We start from the raw sequence: 24208 nt of genomic DNA, 5'->3' as shown, positions 1-24208 counted from the left end.
GACAAAAAGGCCAATTCGATGTATAATCATGGTAACATACCTAGACGGTAGAGGTGAAAAATATGGACGTAAAAATAGATAGCTTAATTCCTTTTGATTCATTACGAACAGATCTGGAGCATGTTTTTTCAGTTGTAGAAAAGAACGGAAAAGTTGTTCTTCTTAAAGATAATAAGCCTGCTTATATTGTGCTGAAATACGATGAAAAGGGCATAGTTGATGAAAATATCGCAGACAAGCATGCTAACTATACACTTCAGGAAGCTATGAAAATAGTTTTATCAGAGGCTGATAACAAAACTATGCACGCATCCGAACTTGCAGATGAAATATATAAACGTAAGTTGTATTTGCAGAAAAACGGGAAGAAAGCACAGTATACTCAGATTAGGGCAAGGTGTGGGCATTACCCGGATATGTTTGAAGCTCTTCCGGGTAATATTATCAGGCTGAAGCAATCATAATTTTGAAAGAAAAAAGAGTAGGGGGATATTTTTATGGAAAACGAAATTAAGTTGTTGTCAATTAATGAAATAATAAAAGAAAAATTCCTTATCCCTTCATACCAAAGGGGATATAGGTGGGAAAAACGCCAAGTAACAGAACTGCTCGATGATATTTGGGAATTCTCCCAACAAGAAAGAAAAAAAGATGAGTTTTATTGCTTGCAACCTATAGTAGTAAAGAAAAATGGCGACAAGTGGGAGGTAATTGACGGACAGCAACGATTAACTACAATCTACATAATTTTGTATTTTTTAGGTAGAAAAAGATATGACATAGAATTTGAGACAAGAGAAAAAAGCAAAGAATTTCTACAGAATATCGATGTATCAAATACATCAAATATTGATTACTTTTTTATAGGACAGGCATATAAAACTATCAAAGAATGGTTTGAGTATAAAGAAAATGTTGAATCAGAATACACTGTTAGAGATGAATTTAGCATTGCATTAGGTAAGCTTACCAAAATAATCTGGTATGAAGTTAATGATGGTTCTAATCCCATAAATATTTTTACTAGGCTTAACATCGGGAAAATACCACTTACAAATGCGGAACTTATAAAAGCATTATTTTTACAAAAATCAAACAAGAATAATAACGATAATGACACTTTTAGGTTAAAACAATTAGAAATAGCTAGTGAGTGGGACAGAATTGAATATACTCTTCAAAATGACGAGTTTTGGAGCTTTATTAATAAAGAATTTAATGATATGCCAACAAGAATCGAATATATTTTTAATGCAATGGCTAAGAAAAGTTCAAGAGGGGATGACTTTTATACTTTTAGGTATTTTAATGAAAGATTAAGGCAACGCAGTGTTCAAGAGATTTGGGATGAAGTTAAGGCTTACTTTTTAACATTTGAAGATTGGTTTAATGACAGGGAATTATTCCATTTAATAGGTTATCTTGTAACTTGCGGAGAGAGAATTGAGCAACTCAAAGATGCAGCTGAAGGAAAAAGCAAAACTGAGTTTAGAAAATATATTGATAACAAAATCAGGCAACACGTTAATTATAAGATATCAGAACTGGATTATGAAAAGAACTCGAATGAAATTAAAAAAGTACTTCTACTATTTAATATAGAAACAATACTTAGAATGAAAACACACAATTATCGTTTTTCTTTTAATTCTTATAAAAGAGGAAAATGGAGCATTGAACACATTCACGCCCAGAATACTGACGGTTTGAGTACAGTAAAACAGTGGATGGCGTGGATTGAGGATCATATAAAAAGTTTAGAAAGAATTAATGCAAACAAATACAAAGAAGTCATTGAAAGAATGAAGTCTATAAATGAGGATAATATAAGTGCTGAATTATTTAATAAATTATTCGAAGAAGTTCAGAACTGTTTTAAAGACCAATTTAGTGATGATATGCATTTAATAAATAACCTAACTCTACTGGATAAGGACTTAAATAGCAGACTTGGCAATTCATTCTTTGATGTAAAGCGTGATATTATTATAAAAATGGATAAGGAAGGCTATTTTATCCCTATTTGTACTAGAAATGTATTTTTGAAGTATTATAGTAAGAATGCATCACATTTGCATTTTTGGGGTCCTGAAGACAGGAAGGATTACTATGATGAGATAATACATACTTTACAGAAATATTTGCCTAATCAAGCGGAGGTGAATAGTGATGCAAACAACTAAGTATACATTTTGGAAGCTAATAAATGAGTATAGAATTGAAATACCAATTATACAGAGAGATTATGCCCAAGGAAGAAATGTTGATAAAATACCAGAAATAAGGAAGGAATTTCTTGAAAGCCTTTATAATGCAATAGTTAATGAGAGCAATACATTAGATTTTGATTTTGTATACGGTTCTATAGAAGAACGAGAAGGGGATAAGGTATTACTGCCATTAGATGGACAGCAGAGATTGACCACTCTCTTTTTATTACATTGGTATCTTGCCACAAAGGAAAATAAAACTAGCAAGATAAAAGGTATACTTTCAAAATTTACTTATGAGACCAGAATAAGCTCTCGGGACTTCTGCTATTCGCTAGTAGAAAAAGGTGTTAAATATGATCTTGGCAAAGAAAATGATAAAATATCTGATTTAATTAAAGATGCTCACTGGTTTTATATGTCATGGATAAAAGATCCAACTATAAAATCAATGCTAACAATGCTTGATGATATTCATCTGACTTTTAGGGATACTCAAGATTGCTTTGAAAAACTAATACGTGATATTAATTCAGATCCTCCAATAACATTTAGATTTTTGGAACTTAAAAACTTTGGCTTAACTGATAACTTGTACATAAAAATGAATGCTAGAGGAAAACCTTTAACGGATTTTGAAAACTTTAAAGCAAAATTTACTCAGATAATTGATGATGTGTTGCCAGAAAAGCTTCTGGATTTTTCTTTAAAGATAGATAACGCCTGGACAGATGTTTTCTGGAAGTATAAAGAAGCCAATACTATCGATAATCCTTTTATGCGATATATATATTTTATTACAGAAATGCTTTATGTTGAAAACCAGAATGTATTACCTACAACAAATCCATTTTTATATAATGAAAATAATGTACCTAAAATCAATTATGAATTGATAAAATCTGTATATAGCAGGAAGGAGAACATTGAATTCTTAATAGATTCTCTTGATTTTTGGATAAAAATTCAAATGGATCCGGATAAATTTATTGACAACATTTTTTCAGAAAAATATGAAAAAGGTAAGCTGGTCATTTTTGATGGTAAAAGTAATCTTTGGAAAAGGTGTTTAAAGGGTGATTCTTTTGGAATAGCAGAAAAAATATTGCTTTATTCACTACTAAAACGTTGTATTTTTTTAAATCAGTACAGTTATAGTGTTGATTTAGTGGAATTTTTAAGAGTTATTCGAAATCTGCTGATGAGAGTACGTCAAGCGGTTAATACCAGATATACAAGCAATTTGCGTTTTGACTTTATGAAGAGACAGTTAAAAGATGTGACTGACTTGCTTATACAAAATCAAAATGTTTATCAAATATTAACTCAAAAGGGATTCAGTATGCCTGGATTTAGTAAAGATTCCGTAGATTCGGAAATAAAAAAGGCTACACTGATTGTTAATAATATAAATTTAAAAGAAAAAATTCATAAACTAGAAGACAATCCATTATTTAAAGGATGTATTGATAATGTTTTGGAAATAGTTGTAGGAAACCCCGCTATAGATTTGGATTCAATTATAACTGACATATGGTCAAACAATAGTTCAACCGTTATAAAAGCTTTACTTTCGATAGGAGATTATTCTGTTATTATAGGTTACAGTCAACTTGGTGCAAGAAAGTACTTTGGAGGAGATGGAGAATGGAATATTATTCTTACAAGGACCACAAACGAATCACAGAAAATCAAAGAAATACTAAAGGAATTTATATGTAAATATATTACAATAAAGGGTTCCACTTCAGAAGAGAAATTGAAAAATATAATTATTGATTATTTAAAACAAGCAAAAAGGGATTGGAGATATTACTTTATAAAATATGGAGGGTTTGTTGATAATAAAAAAAATCTTTATGCATGGCTAAATGAATATGAGTTGAGAAAACTTAATGGAAACTCGCTACTGGCTTACCACATCAATCCATATGTCAGGACGGTCGCTTTGAAAATTGCAGATAAAACCATTTGTAATGTTAATGAGTGCTATGGTATATACAGTGATCTTAGTCCGCTGAAATTAAGAAATAATATAACTCTGGAAAGCCTCAAAGACGGCTGGAAAGTAAAATTTCCTGAAGATTATGTTTCGAGGAATGGAAAACAAGAGTTTAATAATTTAATTGCTATCGCTAATTCTAAAAATGAGTACTGGCTAAAGGAAACTGATGACAAAGATAGGATTGAAATAGCTGTTGAATTCATAAAGGCTTTGGCCTAGAGTCTTTATTTCACTTGACTGGTATTACACACTATAAAGATGATGAAACTTCAAGAAAAAATTAAGGGCAAATCAATAAATCGTAAAAGAACAGGAAATAAGCAGATGCTTATTTGAAAAAGTTGATTTGTTCCCTTGAACGTTCGTTTTCGGGGAAAATGCCCAAAAACCCATTGATATATTCCCACGAACGCAAGGTTCAAAAAACAGCCCAAGACATCAATCCAAGCGGCTCGTTCCATGTTGAGTGCGTGGTATTGATGCAAAATGTAAAAAATAAATAAGAGCCTGAAAAACGGCTTGAATGTAGGGTTTTTGTCCCACGATGAACTGCACGCCGATTTGATGCGCTGGCTTGAGACTCTTGATAAGTCTCCATCTGCCGATCAAATGACTGAACTGTTGCTTGGGCTATACAAAAAGATCACCCTTTACAAAAAAGCCTTGATGCCGATGAATTGCGTGGGGCTATTGAATGAAGCTGATAAGCGTGTATCGGATTTCTCAAAGGGAATGAAGTTGCGATTAAACTTTGCCACAAAATGTACGACGCCACCGAACTGTGCGACCGTGTAGCCTTTATTGTAGATGGCAAGCTTAAGGCATTCGCCGCACATGCTGCTTTTCTTTTCCGTTTTCCAAATAGGTGTACCGGATTTAAATGCATCCTTTGCCATGATCAGACACGCAGAGCCTCACCACCTGATTCACCAGTAGGTATCCCCAGCACTTGTATTTTTCACCCAAATGTTTGTGTTCCAGGATGGCCATCGTTTTACCGCTAGGCAGGAATTTTTTGTTTTGTGTCGAATCAATATTCCAAAACAGTGGCTGAAGCCACTTTCCAAAAGAAATCAGGCCACGAAGGTCTTGAGCCTTGTAGAAACAGGGCAGGACTTCCGTGGCTTTTGTTTTTTATCTGCTGAGCCTGGGAGGCAGGCGGCTGCGATGGTTGTGATCGCACCTTCTCCGATTCCAATGAGGGTGTGCCATTTTACCATGGCTGGGAAGACGGCCCCAAGTGGTGACATTCCGGAGAGAGCAAGTTCGCTAGCGCAGGCAGCAGCAGCGAGGATTACTGGCACCCAGGAGCCTATGAAGGTAGCTGCGAGGTCTCCCAGGCGTGTAGTCCAGAGACGGGATATTGCTTGGTACAGTAGCCTGTTAAAGGAGCAATTACAGCCATATTCAGAATGTTTGCTCCCAGGTTAGTGATTCCACCATCAAGGAAGACAAACCTGGAGAGCGATAATGACGGTCATCGTCACACATGCAGCCCAGGGTCCCAATACAGTGGCAGCCAGGACAGCGCCCACGAGATGTCCCGAGGTGCCCCGGGCGATGGGGAAGTTGACCATCTGAGCGGCAAAAATAAAGGCAGCGATCGCACCCATAAGGGGGATTTGATGTTCTTGAAGCGTTTCTTTTGTTTTTAGCACTCCGTAGGTGAGGGCTGCTCCTCCTAATGCCCAGCATGCACCCCAGGTCTTCGCATCAAGAAAACCGTCTGGAATATGCAAACCACTACACCTCCTTATGAGATTTGAAGATTTTAAGGAAATTAAAAAGACCACGAGGACCTCCTGCCTCTACAGGATTCGACCTTCGTGGTCTTGATTCGAAGCTTTTTTAATTCCGTTTCTTTAGGTAGCGGCAGTTGACGGCACCGGACTTTTTTCCACCCGGAGCCGCTGCTGTCCTGCCTGTCAGGAGGTGCACCAACAGGACGGGGCGGTCACCTACGAACACAAAGTCGTCACCTGCCAGATAGTGGGCGGCAAACCGCCGCTCATCTTAGGTCATGAACCGATTATGCCGGGGGAAGGCGAGACCACTGCTGCCAAGAGGCTGATTGACTGGCTCTATAAGGTCTACAAGCACTTTGCCGACATAGTGGTGGTTGATGCCGGCTTTGCCAAAGCCCCATTCATCAATTATTTGCTCAACAAAAACATCCACACAGTAGTCCGCTTAAAAGATGACCGCATGCACATAGTCAGAGATGCGGAAGGGATATTCAGCCGCCAGGTACCGACCAAACAATGGCGTGAAGACAAGAACACCAGCACTCATACAGACATCACCGCCTGGGATGAAGAACAATTCGAAACCTGGGACGGAGTAGAAAAGCCCTTAAGAGTCGTCAAGTTCATCGAGATCAAACACGGCCATGCAATAGTGGGCGGCAAACTGAAGGAAGCTCTCCAGAAGCGGGAGATCCTGGTGGCCACTACCTTAAGCAAACAGGAAGCAACACCGGAACTGATCCGGGAGATCATCCACCGGAGGTGGGAGATAGAAAACACGGGCTTTCATGAACTCAAAGGCAACTGGAACATGGAACACTGCTACATCCATCAGGAAGTCGCCTCTCAAGTAATCCTGTGGTTCATGCTTTTGGCGGTCAACCTTTTCTGGCTGTTCCTGTACAGGAACAGGCGCAGCTACAAGAATAGCGGCTTCAGCCAAGAGAGATAGCGGAAAAGATGCGCAATGCTCTGGAGTATATCAGGGACAGGAGCCTGGCGCATTATCTCTTTGACACAGGCTAGCATAAAAGGCGGCTTTTTGGGATGTAGCAGGCACCATGACAAATAAAGAGCTTTCGAAACGTTCCCTAAAAAAGTTATTTTAGGGAAGAGGGGTTCTTTACACTCTTTACCAGGAGCCGGAGCTGGAAGCCTTGTGGCTGTTGGGGTGCAGGTATGGTATATACTGGAAGCGCGATCTCTGTCTAAGTCAAGTGATCTTGTTTACTTTTTTTCGACAGGAAAGAGCATCCTAACCCTTTCTTTCCGGGTTCTGGTAACTATTTCCACTTGGGAATCTTTCCTTCATTAATAGCTGCGACCGCAGATGGTGAGGCTCTGAGTGGGGAACGAGCCCCAGGGAAAGATTCAGTGCTACTTTCCAGCGTAGGTCATATCGGGCGCCTTGCCTCGGCTTCCCGGTCGGATACTCCTTCATAAAACTGTAGAAGAAGGATTTTGACCAGGCGGCTAGGTGGTATCGAGGGCCTTCCGCAGGAAGCATAGTATCCCTGTTTTTTTCGGCATGCGAGCTTCCCAAAGTTTTTGCAATTCGGCTCATGGTCATAAGGGGAAATCCTCCTCAGTTCTTTTCTGAGGAAGATTATCCCTTAAACTCGAGCACAGTGCCAAGGTGGGTTGTATTTGACGCTTACGGTGTTTTATGGGATACCTCTAAGTTTAGGCTTCTTTGTTTTTTCGTGCCGGTTCGCTTTGGGTACCGGAGAAGAGAGCTGCAAAGGCGGTGAGGGCGGCTCCCGCCAGGTAGGAGTATTTTAAACCGGCAAAGAAAAAAGCTGCTTGGCTGCCGTCGAGGCTGGTTTGAGCTATGACCGGCGGAGGCACTAATGAGTAGAGGATCAATCCGGCGGTGGCGATACCTAAGGCTATACCTGTGTTGCGGGCGGTGGCCAGGACACCGGAGTCCAGATGCGGCCGGGGTACGGTGCCCATAATTGCGCTGTTGTTGGGGGACTGAAAGATGCCGGTGCCGATGCCGAAAAGCGCCAGGCGCCATCCGACGGTTGCTGTTGAGGCGGCTGATGGGAGAAAGGACATGGCCCACCATGGCCAGGGCGCAAATTGCCGCCCCTAACGTTGCCGGCAGCCTGGTGCGATCCGGTCGGAGAGGGCACCGCTGAAGGGAAAATTCAGGATGTCGCTGAGTGCCCAGGGAGAAGGTTCTGTACTTGAAAAGGGCCAGATTCATCATGGGCTGCGGGGAGTGCGCCTCAATAAAAAATGTTCCTGAAATAACAGCCAGGGCCAGGATGAGTCCGGTGGTTAAGCTGAACCCCAGCTGCTGGGTTTGATTGATAAAATAAAGGAAAGTGAAAAGGAAGAGAAAGGCAGTTGCTGCGCCGGCGGTATCCATCCTGCCGGATTGCCCCTTCAACTCAGGGAGCACCTTCCCGGCATAGAGCAGCCCGGCAATGCCTATAGGGATATTGATTAAAAGGCCAACTGCCCTGAAAATACATCAAGTTCACCCGCCGGTCTACCGCTCGACTCCCGATTCCAGGCCGGACAGGACGACGGCTCGCTTCGGGACAGCTCTGGGATGCTGCGTACGCCCAGGGTAGGCCCGAGAGCCAGTCCGGCAGAAACGCTGATGGCATTTATTCCTAAGGCCCGCCCGCGTTCCTGTGGGGGTCCCTTTGTTTTCCTACCCTCTTCCGGGGCGGAAGAGCAGTTCTTGGATCGTCACCAATTTCTTTCATTATACTTTACTTTTATTAATACTTCATTAATACTTCATCAGATAAAAGGCATTTGTTCGAGATTCGGGACGTCAACAACCGCTATAATAAACAGGGGAAGGTGTTTAAAAAGCGTTCCGCTGGTGCTGCCGCCTTTGACGACCCCTTAAATAAAACAAGGTGAGGTGCCCGCTCTTCACGTTCGTGGGTGGGCGGCCTGTGGTCGGCGAAAGGGGTTATCTCAGCTTACCGGATCGAAATTGTTACCTGATGGCAGACGGCAGAAAGAGGATTAAAGCAGAACTTACAGGAGATAATCATCATGGGAAGGGGAGTGATCTTTTTGCCGAAATTCATCGTCGGGGTGATGGGTGGTGGGGAAAATGTCTCTGCTGAGACGGTGCAGACGGCCTACCGGCTCGGCAAGATGATCGCCCAGAAGGGCTGGGTGCTTCTCTGTGGGGGGCGTCCTGCCGGCGTCATGGAGGCCTCTGCCAGGGGGGCAAAGGATGCGGGAGGCCTGACGGTGGGGATCCTGCCGGACATGGATAAGGGCGGGGCCTCGAGATACATCGACATTGCCATAGCCACCGGGATGGGGGACGGGCGCAATTATATCAATGCCCTTTCTAGCGACATTGTCGTGGCGCTGCCGGGGAGGGCGGGAACCGTTTCCGAGATTGCGCTGGCTCTGAAGAACGGGAGAAAGGTGATTCTCCTGGCTTTCGATCCGGGAGTGGTTTTTGACTGCTACCGAGATGAGGGGTTGTTAATCACTGCCGACACGCCGGAGGAGGCGATCCGCCTGATCGAGGAGTTTTGCCCGGCGCGGTGACGGCTCGGTATTGCTGAAGCATAAACTCGCGTTAGGAATGCCATTTTCGGGTAGATTTCTACCCGCAGCAGGTGGTATGATTGAGAAAGGCAGAAGCGCTGCTTTTTATCCGGGGTGTGGTGTCAGTTCCCCGGATTGACGATGGGTAATATTATAAAAAGATCGAGCTACCGATGGATTGGCTGACGGGGCTGTTCGGGGGCAAATTGGGGGTGGACGGTATGCTCACCGCGCTTTTAAAGCTCCTCGTTAATACGGGAGGGTTTTATCTGACTGCATTATTGTTCCCGGGGCTCACATATGCGTCTCCGGCTACTCTGCTCTGGGCGGGGATAGTGTTGGGTGTCGTGAACATTCTGGTGCGCCCGGTTTTAATGCTGCTGACAATGCCAATTAACATCCTGACCTTTGGGCTGTTTACGCTGGTGGTCAACACTTTGATGGTGATGCTGACCGGTCTCTTGATTCCCGGCTTGCATATCCCGGGGTTCCTGCATGCGTTTACTGTGGCAATCATCATTTCTCTGTTGAACGTGCTTTTCTTCTAGACAGGGAGGACGAGATTTTGCCGTAGGGCTGATACCCTTTTGGAAAGGGAATATTATTCACGGGTTTGTTGGCGGAAAGCAGGACGAAAGAGGAAAATATCTGGAAGGGCAGGTGGCCGTGGTGTTCGTCATCGACCGTTTTGAAGGTGACTGGGCTGTGATAGAGCTGGATCGCCTTACTTTTAACATTCCGAAGGTGCTGCTCCCGGAAGGGGCGCGGGAAGGGGATGTGATTGAGATTAAAGTTTCCGTCAACAAAAAGGCGACAGCGAAAAGGAGGAAGACAGCCCAAAAGATGATGAATGAGCTCTTTGAGGGTTAACGGGAAAGTGATGCCGGGGAAATTGATCGGAAAGTCGTTGCTGGGGCTATTTCAGCGGTGCGGATGCCGGATCCTGGCCAGGTTGGTTGCCCTGTTACTGCTGGCCGTCCTTTCGATAGCCCTCATAACAGGATGCGCCTTGCCGGAGCAGCCTCCCGGAGCGGAAACCTCGGGTGGGCAGGGAGAAATGGCGGGATCTCCTTCTACCGGGCAAGAGCCCGCCGCTGCCGGGGATGAATCTTCAGATGCTGGAGAAGGCGTTCTGCGCGCCCATTTTCTGGATGTCGGGCAGGGGGATGCCATTTTTCTCGAGCTGCCCGATGGTCGGGTGATGCTGATCGATGCCGGCCCCAATGAGGCAGGAACAAAGGTGGTTTCCTACCTCAGGGAGCACGGTGTAAAAAGGATTGACTTTCTTATCGCCACTCACCCCCATGCCGATCACATCGGGGGAATGGACGCCGTGATTCGGTCCTTTGATATCGGCGCTGTTTACATGCCCCGGGTGGCTACCGGAACGAAGACCTTTGAGGAAGTGCTGCTGGCTTTAAAGGAAAAGGGCTTGAAGGCCAAGGAGGCGAAGAGCGGAGTTTCTATTCCAGTAGGGGAGGGGCTGGCGGCCGAATTTATCGCTCCCCGTGGTTCCGGTTATGAGGATTTGAACAACTGGTCGTCGGTGCTCAGGGTGTGCTACGGGGATGTAGCCCTGCTTTTCACCGGGGATGCAGAGGCGGAGTCGGAAATGGAGATGCTGGAGGCAGGGATTCCTCTGCGGGCGGATCTCTTGAAGGTGGCTCACCATGGCAGCTCCAGCTCTACCACTCCCCGGTTCCTGCAGGCTGTGAGGCCGAAGTACGCCGTTATCTCCGTGGGGGCGGGGAACGACTACGGGCACCCCCATAAGGAAACGCTGAAGAATCTGGAGAAGGCCGGGGTACAGGTTTACCGAACCGATCGCTGCGGCACGGTTGTTTTCCGTTCGGACGGCCGCACCCTGGCGGTCGAGAGCCGGGAAAAATAGCATTTCGGGCTGCTGTTGAGCCGTTTGAGAGAAGTTTAGTTTAGTACTGCCGGCGGTTGTGCAAAAAAGGGGTGTTGATGATATGGAAGAACTGATCGAAGCGGCTCGTTTGGCTCTGAAGACCTGTCTCGGGGTGCGGCCTAGGGAGGATGTCCTGGTGGTCACGGATGACGCGCTCCGGGACGTAGGCGAGGGGTTTTATCTTGCTGCAAAAGAGATAGGGGCAGAGGCGGTGCTCCTCTCCATGCAGCCGCGGGAGATTTCCGGCGCCGAGCCCCCGGCGGTGGTTGCAGAAGCCATGAAAGCCGCACGGGTGGTGGTAGTGCCCACCTCCAAGTCCCTTTCTCACACCAGGGCGCGGCGTGCCGCCACCGAGAAGGGCGCCCGGATTGCCACCCTTCCCGGTGCAACTAAAGAGATGCTGGTGCGCGCCTTGAACGTGAATTATCAAGAGATGGCCGGAGAGTGCGCCCGCTTCGCCGGGATGCTCACCGACGGTGCCGAAGCTCTGTTGACGAGCCCCTCAGGTACCCATCTGAGCTTTTCCATCGCCCGCAGGAGAGGATACCCGGACGCAGGAATTTATACCGAGCCGGGGAGTTTCGGAAACCTTCCCGCCGGGGAGGCCTGCATCGCTCCTGTTGAGGGGACGGCGGAAGGGGTACTGGTGATCGACGGCTCCCTGGCGGGATGGGGGCTGCTGGAGGAGCCGCTGACGTTGCAGATCAGAGGGGGACAGGCCGTCGAGGCCAGGGGCGGCCGGGCGGCGGACTGGCTTGTCGACGTCTGGCGGCGCTACGGGGAGCCGGCGCGCCTGGTTGCCGAACTGGGAGTGGGCTTCAACCCCCGGGCCGCAGTTACTGGCAAAGTGCTCGAAGATGAAAAAGCAAAAGGGACGGCCCACATTGCGCTGGGGGACAATATGAGCATGGACGGGCACAACGAGGCGCCCGTCCACCTTGACGGGGTACTCAGGCGGCCGACCCTCATTCTGGACGGACGGATCGTCATGGACAAAGGAGAGCCGATCTGGTAGCGGCTCATCGGCGAGGGCGTTTGATGCTCTTTATTTTGTAGCAGAAGGTGCCCCCTGGTGCTTTGACCATTACTTTCTCGCCGGGCTTTCTCATGAGCAGGGATTTTCCCACCGGGGAGAGGTAAGAGATATCGCCGTTTTCCGCGGTGCTTAAATATATATTGATCGAACAGCTTTGCAAATTCGTTGCGTTCTGCAGACGGTTCCGGGAAGTATTCCTGAAGGAACCGGTTTTTCCTCTCCTCGATCTCCACCAGATGCCTGACCAGGTTTTCGAAAGTCGATCTGGAAAACCTGAATTTCCGAGACATACTGATCGGCCTCCTTTCTTAAGACCCATTTAATGGTTAACTGCTCTAAAAAAGCATGCGGGCATCTAGCCGCTCAAGGCTAGATGCCCACTTGTTAGCAATCTAACAGTTTGTGACGAATATTGTCAATGGTGTTTCAATTTGCCAGTTATTGTCTTGATTCGAACTGCAATTATTACCGCGGATGTATATAATTAAATTATGAGCCATCCGACCGGATAAAGAACAGGGGATGTTTAGAAAATCGCGCTTTCCGTTGGAGGCAGTTTTTGTTCTGTTAGGAAAGGATTATCTAGAGAAAGGGAAGTATGGCTTAATATCGGTGATTGAAAACACCGAATCCTGAAGATGGTGATTGACAGGTAGAACGGGTGGGGTAGATGAGGGATTTTCTTTCCGAACGGCTGATACCCGTCGCCGTTACGGCTGTCCTAAAAACACTGCATGATGCTGGATATGATGCCTGTGTGGGCGGGGGATGCCTCCGGGATTGTCTGCTGGGGCTGCGGCCCCTGGAGTGGGAGGTTGTCACGAGCGCCCCGCCGGCGCTGCTCGATGCGTTTTTTGACAGGGTTGTTCCGGTAGAGGGTAAGTCCGAGCGCCTGGTTTACAGCGGGGATCTCTCCGTCAGAGTGGCAGGGCCGGAGGGCGCCGGTAGAGGCGAAGGACATGGCAGGCAGGTGGGCGTGGCTGCCGTCATCCAAAGGCAGGGTTTTACGGTAAATGCCCTGGCCTGGGATCCCTTTTCCGGGGAACTGATCGACCCCTGGAAGACTGCCGATCTCCTGAAAGCGGGGATCGGCATCATTCAGACGGCGGGTGACCCTGCCGGGGTGTTCCGGGAGGATCCGCTCCGCCTGCTGGAGGCCGTCTATTTGATGAAGCGCTTTGACGATGCCGGTTGCGAATGGCGGCTGGAACCTGCCACCGGGGAGGCTCTCAGGTCATGTTCCTCCGCAGTCCGGGAGGTGCCTCCGGGAAGGATCCGGCCCTGGCTCAACAGGATCATCACCGGAAAGAGGCCTGACATTTACTTCGAGGAGATGAAAAAGAGCGGCCTGCTGGATGTTATCCTGCCGGAGCTTGCCGCCACCTGCGGGATTATGCAGAACGACTATCACATCAAGGATGTCTTCGGCCACACCCTTCTCGTTTTAAAGGAGATCCGTCCGGAGCTGCACCTGCGCTGGGCGGCTCTTCTGCACGACATCGGGAAGCCCCGCTGCATCAGCTTTGAAGACGGCACCATCCATTTTTACGGGCACCAGGCCATCGGCTCGTCCATGGCCTACCAGATCTTAAAAAGGCTGGGCTTTGACAGGGATTTTATTAAGAGGGTGGTCTTTCTCGTCCACCGCCACATGTACCCCTACCCGAGGACGAGGAAGGCAGTAAGAAGGTTCATCAACCGGGTCGGACTGAGGACCCTGGCCGATCTGCTGGAGCTGCGCAGGGCGGATATACTGGGCGGCAGATACAAAAATCTGTCCCGGTTGAGGCATTTTCAAAGAGAAATCGATGCCGTTCTCTGGGAGCTTCCTCCCTTTTCTCTCAAGGATCTGGCCGTTAACGGGTACGACGTCATGGATGCTCTGGGGGTGAAGCCGGGGCCTGTGGTCGGTCGTGCCCTCCGTTTCCTCTTTGAAAGGGTTCTGGAAGACCCGGATTTGAACGACCGGGAGGCGCTGCTGAAGCTCTTAAAGGAGGAATTTTTGCCGGCTGCTGCCGGAGAGGCTTCAGCTCCCGGAAGCCAGGGAACTGCTGGCGCTTCACGAGCGGCGCCGACGAAATAGGGGCAGTTCCTCAATCACGGGTTCTCACAACCCTTGTGGTGTTGTTTGAGAACCCTTGGCGACAGGCGGGGGCGAAAAGGCCGCCGGCCGGCGGGGGCGGCGTAAGAGAACTGGGCTTGAGAGTGATGGGTGCCTCAGTTAGGCGATTCTGCCTCGCGGCGCCGTCTGCCGGGGGAAAAGGTCCAGGTGGTGGAAGCGGCGCGGGGGCTCTCACCACTGGGGGGATGGCGCGGGGCGTGCACGATGGTGACGCTGTTCAGTACTTTCTCCTCGATTTCCACCGGTTTTCCATCCCGATACCTCCAGATCCGGAGTTCCACCCGGGGGATGACCGCGGTCACTTCGGAGGGAACGGGCAATGTGGAGAGGCGGGAAACCCTCATTGTTATCCCCATGATGTCGATGGTTATTTCATCCTTCTGCAGGGCCACTTTCACCACCCTCCGCCGTTCCCGCTGCTGTTCCAGTATATGCAGGTTATGGCTGCGGTGGTACCGGAAGGATAAACAGGGGGCGCTTTCCTATCCCGCCTGTGGAACCCGGGCTATTACGTGGGCACGGCCACTTATTGCACATAGCCACAACCAGCCTTATTGCGGAGTGCGTGCGGTGGGGCGTGAAAGAAATAGCTAAACCTGTCATATCCCTGTGGGGTAATCAAAACATCCAATCGAAAGCGGCGGGGACTGTACACCTGCTCCTGCGGATGGAAAGCACAGGCTGATGTAAACGGCGCCCTCAACATCTTTGAAAGGGCTTTCCAGGTATCTCCCGTGAAGGGGAGTAGTGGCCGTGTGGCGCGGCCCGCGGCCGTGTCATACCGATTGGGATGGCACGGTGTCGTTGAACCGGAGCGCAGGGGATAAGTCCCTGTGTGCATCTGCTTGAGGATGCCCCTCAATTTATTGAGGGGAGGACGTCACGGAGTTTTCCTGAGGATGACGAATGGCGTCTGCTCATCGGCATTTCCGGCGGGGTTATTGCGAAACACATCGAGAAGCAGTTTTTCGCTTACATCCGGTGTCATCGCCAGGATCTCTGTTCGGCCCAGGTCGTTGGCATCGATAACGGCGGCTCCCACCCCGAATCTCTTCTTGATGCCGTTGACTGCCTTCTGCGGTTCCCGGGGCCCCAGGACGATGTACTTGTCAAAAGGGGGGATCGTGCCGGTGATGTCGTCGACGAGGGCCGCCTGTCGCCCGGCAAGGCGGTAGAAGTCACCCCGGCGCCTGAAGAGAATCCTGCTCAGGGAGCCCACCAGGAAGGCGAAGACGGTGCGGAGCACTCCCTCCTCGTTCATGACCGCTTGTAAGGCGAAGGGGGAGGAGAGGCTGCCGTCCTGATGGATAAACTGGGAGATGAGGCGCGCCCACAGTCCCGGTTTGACCTCCTCGGGTCTGACGATGCGCCCCTGAGAGATGGCCAGAGCGCTTTCGGCGATCACCAGCACATCCCCCTTCCGGAGGTGAGGAGCGGCATAGGTGGCGATCACCTCCAGAAGGTCGTCTTCAGGTGTGATCAGCTTGGTAGGCACGGGAATCGCCTGAAAAGGCATCAGCATCGACCACCTTTGCCTATCTTACCGGCCCCCATTCTTTTCGGCCAGATCGAAGGATATTTCTGCTAGCATCCAGTCAATCCCTTTTCTACCAACTACCTGGTAGTAGATGAGAATGGTGATGCGGGGTGCTTCTCTGACGACCAGGGGCAGCTCCAGCCGGCTGCGGATGACGACCTCCAGTTCGGTGAGCATGCTGTCATTTTTTTTCAGGAGCAGGGACTCCCAGTATCCGTTTTCTCGCATCTTTTCCCGCAGCAGGCGGATTCGGGGGAGGATTTCCAGTTCCTTCATAATCTTTCCGCAGTAGACGGGCTGGCAGAAGACATTGTTGACCATTCCCTGCTGCTTTCCCCTGTTGGTCAGGGGAATCAGGCAGCGGCAGCGGATTTCCCGGGCAGGAATGTCGTGCCTCACTTCGATATCACTTACCGCAGCTGTTTCAAAGAGGATGTTGTGGTTCCCCACCTGCCGGTAGTAAAAGGCCAACGCTGCAGAAAGGGTGCCGGCGCAGGCCAGCAGGGCGATGAGAAATCCCACCCTTGGGCGCCTCCTTTTGCTCGGTCATCCTTTAATCTGTATGCTGCCGGATATTTCTTTATAACCGTCCCCGGGTAGGGAAGCACCCTTTGTGCCCCACCCCCATATAATAAAGCGTACAAATCGGCGAGGAGGCGAGCCTGTGTTACCGGTTCCGAGCAAGTTTACCCTGGTGGTGGGACACGGGGAGGGAAGCACCCCGTTAAATGCCTTTGATGCCGCTCTTATCGATGCCGGCATCGGCAACCTGAACCTGATCAGGGTGAGCAGTATTCTGCCGCCCGGCGCCAGGTTCTTTCCCGAACTCCGGATACCACCGGGAACCTTGACCCCCACTGCATACGGATACCTTACCAGCAGCAGGCCGGGGGAGGTGGTGGCAGCGGCCATCGGGGTGGGGTTCAGCAGCGATACTTACGGTGTCATCATGGAATACGAGGGCTTCTGCACCAAAGCGGAGGCGGAAACCCGCGTGCGGGCGATGGTCGAGGATGGCTTCCGGGCGCGCGGGATAACCTTAAAGGATCTTTTGGTTTTGGGCATCGATCACCGCGTGGAAAAAATCGGATGTGCCCTGGCGGCGGCTGTTCTCGGTTACTGATGCGGTGGGAGGCCTTGGGAAGGGCGGGGAGAGGAATTGGAGGAAAACCCTTTGTTGACGCTAAAAAGCCTGCTGATGTATAATGGTTAAAACAGTGAGATGTATCTTTCGGCCGAACTAGCGGTTTGAAGCCGGATGATGCAGGTGCTGTGCTATTGAACTTGGTTGGGGGGGAGGGAAAATTGGTCATGGCTGAAGTCAGGGTTGGCAAGAACGAATCACTGGATAGTGCCCTGCGGCGCTTTAAACGCTCCTGCCAGAAAGCCGGGGTTCTGGTCGAGGTCAGAAAGCGGGAGCACTACATGAAGCCGAGTGTGCGAAGGAAGAAAAAGTCCGAGGCAGCACGCAAACGCCGCTGGTCCTAAGGGGTGTTGACCATGTCGCTTCAGGAGCGCCTTTATGAAGACATGAAAAAAGCCCTCAAAGAGCGCGAAGCAGGAAAACTCCAGCTTTCCGTGATTCGCATGGCCCGCTCAGCCATCAAGAACCGCTCCATTGAGCTCGGGCGCGAGCTTACCGATGAGGATGTCATCGAGGTCCTGGCCAAAGAGGTCAAGATGCGCCGGGAAGCCCTTGCGGAATACCGCCGTGCCGGGCGCCAGGAGGCGGTGGCGGAGCTGGAAGCGGAAATTGCGATTTTAGAGAAGTACCTTCCCCGCCAGTTAGACAGGAATGAGATAGTGCAGATGGCGCGTGAGGCCATAGCAGCCACAGGAGCCCAAAGTGAGCGTGATTTAGGGAAAGTCATGGGCGTGCTGATGCCCAAACTTAAGGGTCGTGCCGACGGAAAACTGGTTAATGAAGTTGTCCGGGAGATTCTTAAAGACGGGCAGCGGTGAAGTGAGTGTTTAAAGCTGGTATTTGCCGGCGGGTGGATGACGCCCGCCTTTATTGTTTCAGCAACCCACCTGTTATCTTTCCCTTTTGGTGAGCATAAAATGGGAAAGAAAGGTGGGATTTTTTTGTCCAGGGACGGCAAGAAGCGGGTGGAACATCTTCTGTCGCACGTTTTTGAGCTTCCTAAAGACCTGGTTATGGATCTGCCGCGGATTACCATGCTGGGGGACATGCAGGTGCATGTGGAAAATCACCGGGGGATCATCGAGTATGCAAAGGAAAAAATTCGCATCAGTACCGGCTGCGGTGAGTTGCTCATCAACGGGAGCGGTCTCGTGCTGCGCAACATTCTCCCCGATGAAATCGTAGTCGACGGCAGGATCAGGAGCATTGCCATCCTGGAGTAGCTTTAGCAGGAGGGGAAGGGGAGGTTGTGTTTATCAGAAAACTTTGGGCTTATCTGCTGGGCTATCTGATCCTGGTGATCAAAGGGGAACATCCGGAGCGCTTGATTAACCTGGCCTATACCAGGGGCGTTCACCTTTGGGATCTCTGTTGGATCGACGCCGGCACCTTGACGGCCAAGGTTTACGCCTCTTCCTTCCGGACCCTGCGCCACATAGCCAAAAAAGCGGGGTGTAGGCTGCGAATCCGCCGCAAGAGGGGGCTTCCGTTCCTTTTGTTCCGCCTTCGGCGCCGCCGGATGTTGCTGGTCGGTGCGGTTGTTTTTTGCCTCATCCTCTACTGTCTTTCCTCTTTCATCTGGACGGTTGAGGTGAGCGGCACGCGCCGGATCTCGCAGCAGAAGGTTAAGGAGCTGGCAGCGGAAGCGGGCTTGCGTCCGGGGAGCATCCGCTTTCAGGTGCAGCGGGATGAGGTTGTCGATCACCTCCTGCGAGAGCTGCCGGAGATCGCCTATGCCGAGGTGAATGTGGGGCCAAGGTCGCGAATCAGGATCTCCGAGAAGCAGCTTCCGGAGCCCGGTGTTGGCTACTGCCATATCGTGGCCGAGAAGGAAGGGGTGATCGAGAGCGTGCTCACCCTTGCCGGGCAGCCGCTGGTAAGGGAGGGGGACGTTGTCCGGAAAGGCCAGGTGCTGATTTCCGGGGAGATCTCCCCTGCTCCACCCGGGCAGGATGAGCAGCAAGGGGAGCAGCTCCCTCCCCGGCAGGAGCCGCGCTTTGTGCAGGCCCGCGGGATCGTCCACGCCCGCGTCTGGTATCGCTTCTACGGGGAGGCCGCTCTGGAGGAAATCCAGGAGCGGTTAACCGGCAGGAAGACCCTCATCTTCAGAATCAAAGTGCCCGGGAAAGAGGTTATCGTTTACGGCCCCCGGGAGGTTCCCTATCAATTTTGCCGGCTCCGGACGCACCGGTACAAATTGCAGCGCTGGAGAAATATTTCTTTGCCCGTCGAATTTGTTACAATAGAAGCAGAGGAAGTGCGCCACCAGCACGTCCGGAGAAGCTACGAGGAAGCGGTCGAAATGGCTGCAGAGCGCGCCAGGGAAAGAGCGGATCGCGGTCTTCCCCGGGAAGCGGTGACGGTCAGGCGCCGGTATAAGGTTCTGGGAGGCGATGAGGATCCCGTTCGGGTGGTTCTCACCGTAGAAACCAGGGAATCGATCGGGGTCATCAGGAAGTTTCGTCCTGAAAATCAAACAGACAAGACAGGGGGTAAAGAAGGAGTTTGACCTGCTGCGAGGAAGCCAAGATAAGGGTAGAGGATAACAGCGCTGCAGTTAACCTTTTCGGAAGTCTGGACGCCAATCTCAAGTTTATTGAGGAAAAGAGTTCCACTAAGATCATCGCCCGGGGTGATGAGATTATTATCCGGGGGGATAAGGGGGCGGTGCGGCGGACCCTTGAGCTTTTTGAACAGTTGATAGCCTGGAGCCGAAAGGGGAACCCCGTTACGATCACCGATATCAATTATGCCTGGCATCTCGTGGAGGAGCATTCGCGGGAAAAACTGGTTGACATCCGTTCCGAGGTCCTTCTGACTAACTACCGGGGGAAGCCCGTCCGACCGAAGACCGCCGGGCAGCTGCGCTACATCCAGGCGATCAAAAGCCACGATCTGGTCTTTGCCATCGGCCCTGCAGGGACCGGAAAGACCTATCTGGCCGTTGTGATGGCTGTACGGGCATTTAAGAATAAAGAAGTCAGCAGGATTGTTCTCGTCCGCCCCGCCGTTGAGGCCGGAGAAAAACTCGGGTTTTTGCCGGGGGACATTCAGGAGAAGGTCGATCCCTACTTGCGCCCGCTTTACGACGGTCTCTACAACGTCCTGGGAGCGGAGCAGGCGCAGCGCCACTTGGAGCGCAATATTTTCGAGGTCGCCCCTCTCGCTTACATGCGGGGGCGCACCCTGGATGACTCCTTTGTCATTCTTGATGAAGCCCAAAACACAACTCCCGAACAGATGAAGATGTTTTTGACCCGTCTCGGGTTCGGCTCCAAGGCGGTAGTTACGGGGGACGTCACCCAGATCGACCTGCCCAAAGGGCAGTCTTCCGGGTTGGTGGAGGTGCAAAAGGTTCTGCGGGGTGTCGAAGGGGCGGCTTTTGTCTTTCTGACCGGTGAAGATGTAATCAGGCATCCGCTGGTGCAGAAGATCGTAGAAGCCTATGAGCGTTACGAAGCGGGGATAAGGTGATTTTCCTCAACTTCCTGGGGAGTGACTGGATCCAATGAATCTGCTGAAGGGGTTTAGCTGGTTCCGGCGGTTCGGCTCCAGTGGCAGCTGGCCGGTTTTCCGCCGGGTGGGATGGGGGCTTCTGTTCTTCCTGGTAACTGCCTTTATCGTCGGCAGCGGATACTTTTCCAGAGGTTACTCGCTGAAAGAGGGACAGATCAGCCCTGTTAATATTTATGCGCCCCGCACCATTGTTTATGTGGATGAAATAGAGACCGAGCGCCTCCGTCGTGAGGCTGCCGCCCGGGTGGAAAAGTCCTACCGTGAAGATACCCGGGTGCCGGTGCTGGTTGAAGAGAAGATAGAAAAGTTTTTCGCCACCGTTAAGGAGTTGCGGGACGCCGATCTGCCGCCGGAAGAGCGCCTTTCCCGCCTCCGCACCTATTTTGTCCAGGAGATAGGTGTGCCGTCGTCGGAGCTAGAAGTGACCCCTGCGAGTTCGCTTCTGTCCCTCCTCCAGGGGAGTGACGAGGAGCTGGCGGAAGCGGAGGCTTTTTGCAAAAGTGCCGTCCAGGAGGAGCTCAGCTATGGTTTAATGGATGATGCTCTGCCCAACGCCAGGGAAAACCTGGCGGAAAGGGTAGCCCTCTCCTCCCTTCCGCCCTCCTGGCAGCCTTCAGTGTCATTGCTGCTGATGCACACCATCCGGCCCAATCTCGTCTTCGATCGGGAGACCTATAACAGGAGGGTTGAGGAGGCGCGGGCGGCGATTCCGCCTGTGGAACGCACCTACAGAGCGGGTCAGGTGATCGTCCGGGAGGGCAATCCCATCACCCAGGCCGATCTGATGGTCCTGCGCCAGCTCGGCCTGCTGCGGGAGCGCCCGCTCTGGCCGCGCCTCATCGGCGTCAGCTTCTTCGTCTTCCTGATGGGGATCTTGATTTTCCTTTACCTATACAAGTTCCGCAGGGAGCTCTTAAGGCAGGAGCAGCGCATCATTCTCTACGGGTTTATCTTTGTTCTGACGGCCCTCGTTGCCAAAGGGGTGTCGGTGATCCGGATCAGTACTCAGCCGGAGCTCGCCAATCTCACAGGCTACCTGGTTCCGGTGGCAGGGGGAGCCATTTTGATCACCGTTTTGCTGGATAAGGGGTTGGCGGTTTTCACCTCATTCTTTTTCAGCCTGCTGGTGGGAGTGATGACCGACGGCCAGCTTAATTTCATCATGGCCGGCTTCGTGGGGTGTCTGGCCGGGATTTACAGCATGTACGGGCTGAGCGACAGATCCGGCCTGATCAGAGGTGGGGTTTATGTTTCCCTGGCCAATGTTGCGGTTATAATTATTATAGGCTTGCTGAACGATACCGCTCTGACCACAGTTTTCGCCGGCGCAGGGATGGGGGTGCTTAACGGATTCCTGTCCTCTGTGCTGGCGGTGGGCTTGCTTCCTTACCTGGAAGCGGCCTTTGGAATCACCAGTTCGGTTCGCCTGCTGGAGCTGGCCAATCCCGGGCAGCCTTTGCTGAAACGCCTGCTCACCGAGGCACCCGGCACTTACCACCACAGCATCCTCGTCGGGAACCTGGCGGAGGCGGCAGCAGAAGCGGTGCAGGCCGACCCGCTGCTGGTGCGTGTGGGAGCGTATTACCACGACATCGGTAAACTCAAGAGGCCCTATTTTTTTATCGAGAACCAGATCGCCAGGGAGAATCCGCATGATAAGATCGCTCCCAGCCTCAGCACGTTGATCATCACTTCCCACGTTAAGGACGGGCTAGAGCTGGCGCGGGAGTACAAGCTCCCCCCCGAGATTCAGGGGATCATCGAACAGCACCATGGTACGAGCCTCGTCGCCTACTTTTACCAGAAGGCATTGGAGAGCGAGCGTTCGGAGCTGGTCACCGAGGCTGAGTTTCGCTACGACTCTAAGAAGCCCCAGAGCAAGGAGGCAGCCCTGGTGATGCTGGCCGACGGCGTGGAGGCGGCCATCCGCTCTCTCCAGAAGCCGACGCCGGGCCGCCTGGAAAGCCTGACCAGAAAGATCATCAAGGAGAAGCTGCAGGACGGCCAGCTGGATGAGTGCGACCTGACTTTCAAGGATCTCAACAGGATCGCCGCCGCTTTCGTGCGGGTCTTAGGTGGAATATTTCACTCCCGCATTGAGTATCCGGAGCCTGCCCTGATCAGTGAACTGGAAAGGAGAAGGTCTCGAGGTGCAGTTGCTAATCAGTAATGAACAGAATGAAGTGGAGATGACGGATGAGACCAAGGAGTTGTTGCGAAGAGCCCTGGAAGAGGTGCTGCGGGAGGAAGGCTTCTCGCCGGAGTTTATCGAGGCGGCTGAGGTCAGCATGGTTCTCGTGGACGACACCAGAATGGCAGAACTCAATAAAATGTACCGCGGGATAGACGGCACCACCGATGTTCTCTCCTTCCCGATGCTGGAAGGGGAGGAGGATCCGGAGGCCGATGAGCTCTTTAGCGAGTTTCTGCTCGGGGATATCGTCGTCTCCGTACCCCGTGCCCGGGAGCAGGCCCGGGAGGGCGGCCACTCTCTGGAGAAAGAAATGGCCTTTCTGGCGGTTCACAGCATGCTGCACCTGTTGGGTTATGACCACGAGAGGTCGGGGGAGGAAGAGGCCCTGATGCGGGAAAAAGAAGAAAGTGTGATGGCACGCCTGGAGGCCGGTGGGCGCGGATGAGGGGGAGGCGCAGTTTTCGGGAGAGCTTCCAGAATGCAGCAGCTGGTTTCCGCTACTGCCTTGCCACTCAGAGAAATATGAAGGTGCACCTGGCCGCCGCCGTCCTCGTTCTCCTGTTGTCGGTGGGGATCGGGTTAAGCCGCCTGGAATTCGCCCTGGTGTTCTTTGCCATCGGTTTGGTTCTGGTGGCCGAAATGTTGAATACGGCGGTGGAGAAGACGGTCGATATATATGTCGATACCTACCACCCCGGTGCCCGGCTGGCCAAGCACATCGCCGCCGGGGCGGTGCTGGTTGCCGCCGCCAATGCGGCAATCACAGGGCTGATTGTTTTTCTCCCCCATTTCCGCGTCCTTTGGTAGGGAGGCGAGGGGAGGACAGGGGATGAAGGGGATCGGTGATCGGGAACTGCTGTTGAAGGCTCGGGAAGCGGCCAGGATGGCCTACGCCCCCTACTCCGGCTTTCCTGTGGGTGCTGCCTTGCTCGCCAGCAGCGGGCTCATTTTTCCAGGATGCAACATCGAAAATGCCTCCTACGGCCTGACCGTCTGCGCCGAACGAGTGGCCCTCTTCCGGGCCGTCAGTTCGGGGGAGCGGGAGCTGGTGAAACTCGCCCTTTGGGCGCCGGTTCCCTGCTGGCCGTGCGGCGCCTGCCTGCAGTGCCTGGCGGAGTTTGCCCCCGGGCTGCGGATCGTGCGGCAAGGAGAAAAAGGGGAGCTCCAAGAAAAGGGGCTGGGGGAGCTTTTGACGGCTGCCTTTTCTCTGCAGTGTCCGCCCGGAGGCTGTATTTAGAAAGGAGTGTTTT

Annotated in this window: 29 protein-coding genes and 1 pseudogene; 22 read left to right on the top strand and 8 right to left on the bottom strand. The window is 51.3% G+C overall.

The window, feature by feature from the left end:
- Nucleotides 1-62: 62 nt before the first annotated feature.
- From TPH_RS11410 to TPH_RS11400, 3 genes are read left to right on the top strand one after another with little or no spacing between them, the layout of a single operon-like run.
- Complete coding sequence (locus TPH_RS11410) at nt 63-464, top strand: hypothetical protein (RefSeq protein WP_015051358.1); 402 nt, start codon at nt 63-65, stop codon at nt 462-464.
- Nucleotides 465-497: 33 nt separating this feature from the next.
- The gene (locus TPH_RS11405) at nt 498-2183 is read left to right on the top strand and encodes a DUF262 domain-containing protein (RefSeq protein WP_015051357.1); all 1686 of its coding nucleotides are present in this window, start codon (nt 498-500) and stop codon (nt 2181-2183) included.
- Nucleotides 2170-4434 carry a DUF262 domain-containing protein gene (locus tag TPH_RS11400; RefSeq protein ID WP_015051356.1) on the top strand — a complete coding sequence of 755 codons (2265 nt, stop codon included), beginning with the start codon at nt 2170-2172 and terminating at the stop codon, nt 4432-4434. Before TPH_RS11405 ends, TPH_RS11400 begins: the two co-directional genes overlap by 14 nt.
- Before the next feature lie 431 nt (nt 4435-4865).
- Here TPH_RS11400 and TPH_RS16730 read toward each other — a convergent pair whose 3' ends face one another.
- On the bottom strand, nt 4866-5111 hold the full coding sequence (locus TPH_RS16730) for a hypothetical protein (protein WP_028990825.1): 246 nt from the start codon (nt 5109-5111) through the stop codon (nt 4866-4868).
- Between the two features lie 177 nt (nt 5112-5288).
- Nucleotides 5289-6008 (bottom strand): annotated as a pseudogene (locus tag TPH_RS11390) (energy-coupling factor ABC transporter permease).
- A 139-nt stretch (nt 6009-6147) separates the two neighbouring features.
- Here TPH_RS11390 and TPH_RS11385 point away from each other — a divergent pair.
- The gene (locus TPH_RS11385) at nt 6148-6912 is read left to right on the top strand and encodes a transposase (protein ID WP_015051353.1); all 765 of its coding nucleotides are present in this window, start codon (nt 6148-6150) and stop codon (nt 6910-6912) included.
- Nucleotides 6913-7354: 442 nt separating this feature from the next.
- Here TPH_RS11385 and TPH_RS16605 read toward each other — a convergent pair whose 3' ends face one another.
- Together TPH_RS16605 and TPH_RS11375 are read right to left on the bottom strand one after the other, a co-directional pair.
- The gene (locus TPH_RS16605) at nt 7355-7444 is read right to left on the bottom strand and encodes a transposase (protein WP_456243260.1); all 90 of its coding nucleotides are present in this window, start codon (nt 7442-7444) and stop codon (nt 7355-7357) included.
- Nucleotides 7445-7643: 199 nt separating this feature from the next.
- Nucleotides 7644-8021 (bottom strand): MFS transporter, encoded by a 378-nt coding sequence (locus TPH_RS11375; RefSeq protein ID WP_028990826.1) that lies wholly within the window; start codon nt 8019-8021, stop codon nt 7644-7646.
- 107 nt (nt 8022-8128) lie between these two features.
- On the opposite strand from TPH_RS11375, the gene TPH_RS15475 reads away from it, so the two are divergent.
- The 6 genes from TPH_RS15475 (at nt 8129) to TPH_RS11350 (ending at nt 12424) form a co-directional block, all read left to right on the top strand.
- On the top strand, nt 8129-8275 hold the full coding sequence (locus tag TPH_RS15475) for a hypothetical protein (protein ID WP_155990773.1): 147 nt from the start codon (nt 8129-8131) through the stop codon (nt 8273-8275).
- A gap of 709 nt (nt 8276-8984) precedes the next feature.
- On the top strand, nt 8985-9497 hold the full coding sequence (locus tag TPH_RS11370; protein WP_015051350.1) for a TIGR00725 family protein: 513 nt from the start codon (nt 8985-8987) through the stop codon (nt 9495-9497).
- A gap of 173 nt (nt 9498-9670) precedes the next feature.
- Nucleotides 9671-10045: a phage holin family protein gene (locus TPH_RS11365; protein ID WP_015051349.1), complete on the top strand. Its 375-nt coding sequence runs from the start codon at nt 9671-9673 to the stop codon at nt 10043-10045.
- 112 nt (nt 10046-10157) lie between these two features.
- The gene (locus TPH_RS11360; RefSeq protein ID WP_236608792.1) at nt 10158-10367 is read left to right on the top strand and encodes a DUF3006 domain-containing protein; all 210 of its coding nucleotides are present in this window, start codon (nt 10158-10160) and stop codon (nt 10365-10367) included.
- Nucleotides 10348-11388: a ComEC/Rec2 family competence protein gene (locus tag TPH_RS11355; protein ID WP_236608791.1), complete on the top strand. Its 1041-nt coding sequence runs from the start codon at nt 10348-10350 to the stop codon at nt 11386-11388. Before TPH_RS11360 ends, TPH_RS11355 begins: the two co-directional genes overlap by 20 nt.
- A gap of 82 nt (nt 11389-11470) precedes the next feature.
- Nucleotides 11471-12424: an aminopeptidase gene (locus tag TPH_RS11350; protein WP_015051346.1), complete on the top strand. Its 954-nt coding sequence runs from the start codon at nt 11471-11473 to the stop codon at nt 12422-12424.
- Nucleotides 12425-12428: 4 nt separating this feature from the next.
- Here TPH_RS11350 and TPH_RS16725 read toward each other — a convergent pair whose 3' ends face one another.
- Nucleotides 12429-12764 (bottom strand): GreA/GreB family elongation factor, encoded by a 336-nt coding sequence (locus tag TPH_RS16725; RefSeq protein WP_201764449.1) that lies wholly within the window; start codon nt 12762-12764, stop codon nt 12429-12431.
- A gap of 351 nt (nt 12765-13115) precedes the next feature.
- Here TPH_RS16725 and TPH_RS11345 point away from each other — a divergent pair, with 351 nt between their 5' ends.
- The gene (locus TPH_RS11345; protein WP_015051345.1) at nt 13116-14528 is read left to right on the top strand and encodes a CCA tRNA nucleotidyltransferase; all 1413 of its coding nucleotides are present in this window, start codon (nt 13116-13118) and stop codon (nt 14526-14528) included.
- Nucleotides 14529-14662: 134 nt separating this feature from the next.
- On the opposite strand, the gene TPH_RS11340 is transcribed toward TPH_RS11345, so the two are convergent.
- Nucleotides 14663-14959 carry a hypothetical protein gene (locus TPH_RS11340; RefSeq protein WP_015051344.1) on the bottom strand — a complete coding sequence of 99 codons (297 nt, stop codon included), beginning with the start codon at nt 14957-14959 and terminating at the stop codon, nt 14663-14665.
- A gap of 204 nt (nt 14960-15163) precedes the next feature.
- Here TPH_RS11340 and TPH_RS16235 point away from each other — a divergent pair, with 204 nt between their 5' ends.
- A complete protein-coding gene (locus TPH_RS16235; RefSeq protein WP_330216594.1) occupies nt 15164-15394 on the top strand; it encodes a zinc ribbon domain-containing protein in 231 nt (76 codons plus the stop codon).
- A 53-nt stretch (nt 15395-15447) separates the two neighbouring features.
- Here TPH_RS16235 and TPH_RS11335 read toward each other — a convergent pair whose 3' ends face one another.
- Nucleotides 15448-16083 carry a coenzyme F420-0:L-glutamate ligase gene (locus TPH_RS11335; protein ID WP_015051343.1) on the bottom strand — a complete coding sequence of 212 codons (636 nt, stop codon included), beginning with the start codon at nt 16081-16083 and terminating at the stop codon, nt 15448-15450.
- A gap of 24 nt (nt 16084-16107) precedes the next feature.
- Nucleotides 16108-16626, bottom strand: coding sequence for a hypothetical protein (locus TPH_RS11330; protein WP_015051342.1), 519 nt, complete (start codon nt 16624-16626; stop codon nt 16108-16110).
- Between the two features lie 142 nt (nt 16627-16768).
- On the opposite strand from TPH_RS11330, the gene TPH_RS11325 reads away from it, so the two are divergent.
- The 10 genes from TPH_RS11325 to TPH_RS11280 all read left to right on the top strand — a co-directional run bounded on the left by TPH_RS11325 (nt 16769) and on the right by TPH_RS11280 (nt 24195).
- The gene (locus TPH_RS11325; RefSeq protein ID WP_015051341.1) at nt 16769-17227 is read left to right on the top strand and encodes a pyruvoyl-dependent arginine decarboxylase; all 459 of its coding nucleotides are present in this window, start codon (nt 16769-16771) and stop codon (nt 17225-17227) included.
- 188 nt (nt 17228-17415) lie between these two features.
- Nucleotides 17416-17592: a 30S ribosomal protein S21 gene (rpsU, locus tag TPH_RS11320; protein ID WP_015051340.1), complete on the top strand. Its 177-nt coding sequence runs from the start codon at nt 17416-17418 to the stop codon at nt 17590-17592.
- A gap of 12 nt (nt 17593-17604) precedes the next feature.
- Complete coding sequence (locus TPH_RS11315) at nt 17605-18066, top strand: GatB/YqeY domain-containing protein (protein WP_028990828.1); 462 nt, start codon at nt 17605-17607, stop codon at nt 18064-18066.
- 123 nt (nt 18067-18189) lie between these two features.
- On the top strand, nt 18190-18471 hold the full coding sequence (gene yqfC, locus TPH_RS11310) for a sporulation protein YqfC (RefSeq protein WP_015051338.1): 282 nt from the start codon (nt 18190-18192) through the stop codon (nt 18469-18471).
- 26 nt (nt 18472-18497) lie between these two features.
- Entirely contained in the window at nt 18498-19757 is a 1260-nt protein-coding gene (gene yqfD / locus TPH_RS11305) for a sporulation protein YqfD (protein WP_015051337.1), read from the top strand.
- Nucleotides 19754-20722, top strand: a complete 969-nt coding sequence (locus TPH_RS11300) for a PhoH family protein (protein ID WP_015051336.1) — start codon at nt 19754-19756, stop codon at nt 20720-20722. The genes yqfD and TPH_RS11300 overlap by 4 nt, the downstream gene beginning before the upstream one ends.
- A gap of 34 nt (nt 20723-20756) precedes the next feature.
- Entirely contained in the window at nt 20757-22934 is a 2178-nt protein-coding gene (locus tag TPH_RS11295; RefSeq protein ID WP_015051335.1) for an HD family phosphohydrolase, read from the top strand.
- A complete protein-coding gene (gene ybeY / locus TPH_RS11290) occupies nt 22915-23403 on the top strand; it encodes an rRNA maturation RNase YbeY (RefSeq protein ID WP_015051334.1) in 489 nt (162 codons plus the stop codon). Before TPH_RS11295 ends, ybeY begins: the two co-directional genes overlap by 20 nt.
- Nucleotides 23400-23765: a diacylglycerol kinase family protein gene (locus tag TPH_RS11285; RefSeq protein WP_015051333.1), complete on the top strand. Its 366-nt coding sequence runs from the start codon at nt 23400-23402 to the stop codon at nt 23763-23765. The genes ybeY and TPH_RS11285 overlap by 4 nt, the downstream gene beginning before the upstream one ends.
- A gap of 22 nt (nt 23766-23787) precedes the next feature.
- Nucleotides 23788-24195, top strand: a complete 408-nt coding sequence (locus tag TPH_RS11280; protein ID WP_015051332.1) for a cytidine deaminase — start codon at nt 23788-23790, stop codon at nt 24193-24195.
- Nucleotides 24196-24208: the final 13 nt, after the last annotated feature.

The sequence above is a fragment of the Thermacetogenium phaeum DSM 12270 genome, from assembly GCF_000305935.1.
In the GTDB taxonomy this organism is placed as follows: Bacteria; Bacillota; DSM-12270; order Thermacetogeniales; family Thermacetogeniaceae; genus Thermacetogenium; species Thermacetogenium phaeum.
Note: the sequence above shows the minus strand (reverse complement) of the source record. Positions and strands in the feature narration are given on the sequence as shown.

Coding starts and splice junctions, on each gene's coding strand:
- TPH_RS11410 (WP_015051358.1), top strand. CDS start 63: ATGGACGTAAAAATAGATAGCTTAATTCCTTTTGATTCATTACGAACA.
- TPH_RS11405 (WP_015051357.1), top strand. CDS start 498: ATGGAAAACGAAATTAAGTTGTTGTCAATTAATGAAATAATAAAAGAA.
- TPH_RS11400 (WP_015051356.1), top strand. CDS start 2,170: ATGCAAACAACTAAGTATACATTTTGGAAGCTAATAAATGAGTATAGA.
- TPH_RS16730 (WP_028990825.1), bottom strand. CDS start 5,111: ATGGCAAAGGATGCATTTAAATCCGGTACACCTATTTGGAAAACGGAA.
- TPH_RS11375 (WP_028990826.1), bottom strand. CDS start 8,021: ATGTCCTTTCTCCCATCAGCCGCCTCAACAGCAACCGTCGGATGGCGC.
- TPH_RS11370 (WP_015051350.1), top strand. CDS start 8,985: ATGGGAAGGGGAGTGATCTTTTTGCCGAAATTCATCGTCGGGGTGATG.
- TPH_RS11365 (WP_015051349.1), top strand. CDS start 9,671: ATGGATTGGCTGACGGGGCTGTTCGGGGGCAAATTGGGGGTGGACGGT.
- TPH_RS11355 (WP_236608791.1), top strand. CDS start 10,348: ATGAGCTCTTTGAGGGTTAACGGGAAAGTGATGCCGGGGAAATTGATC.
- TPH_RS11350 (WP_015051346.1), top strand. CDS start 11,471: ATGGAAGAACTGATCGAAGCGGCTCGTTTGGCTCTGAAGACCTGTCTC.
- TPH_RS16725 (WP_201764449.1), bottom strand. CDS start 12,764: ATGGGTCTTAAGAAAGGAGGCCGATCAGTATGTCTCGGAAATTCAGGT.
- TPH_RS11345 (WP_015051345.1), top strand. CDS start 13,116: ATGAGGGATTTTCTTTCCGAACGGCTGATACCCGTCGCCGTTACGGCT.
- TPH_RS11335 (WP_015051343.1), bottom strand. CDS start 16,083: ATGCCTTTTCAGGCGATTCCCGTGCCTACCAAGCTGATCACACCTGAA.
- rpsU (WP_015051340.1), top strand. CDS start 17,416: ATGGCTGAAGTCAGGGTTGGCAAGAACGAATCACTGGATAGTGCCCTG.
- TPH_RS11315 (WP_028990828.1), top strand. CDS start 17,605: ATGTCGCTTCAGGAGCGCCTTTATGAAGACATGAAAAAAGCCCTCAAA.
- TPH_RS11295 (WP_015051335.1), top strand. CDS start 20,757: ATGAATCTGCTGAAGGGGTTTAGCTGGTTCCGGCGGTTCGGCTCCAGT.
- TPH_RS11285 (WP_015051333.1), top strand. CDS start 23,400: ATGAGGGGGAGGCGCAGTTTTCGGGAGAGCTTCCAGAATGCAGCAGCT.
- TPH_RS11280 (WP_015051332.1), top strand. CDS start 23,788: ATGAAGGGGATCGGTGATCGGGAACTGCTGTTGAAGGCTCGGGAAGCG.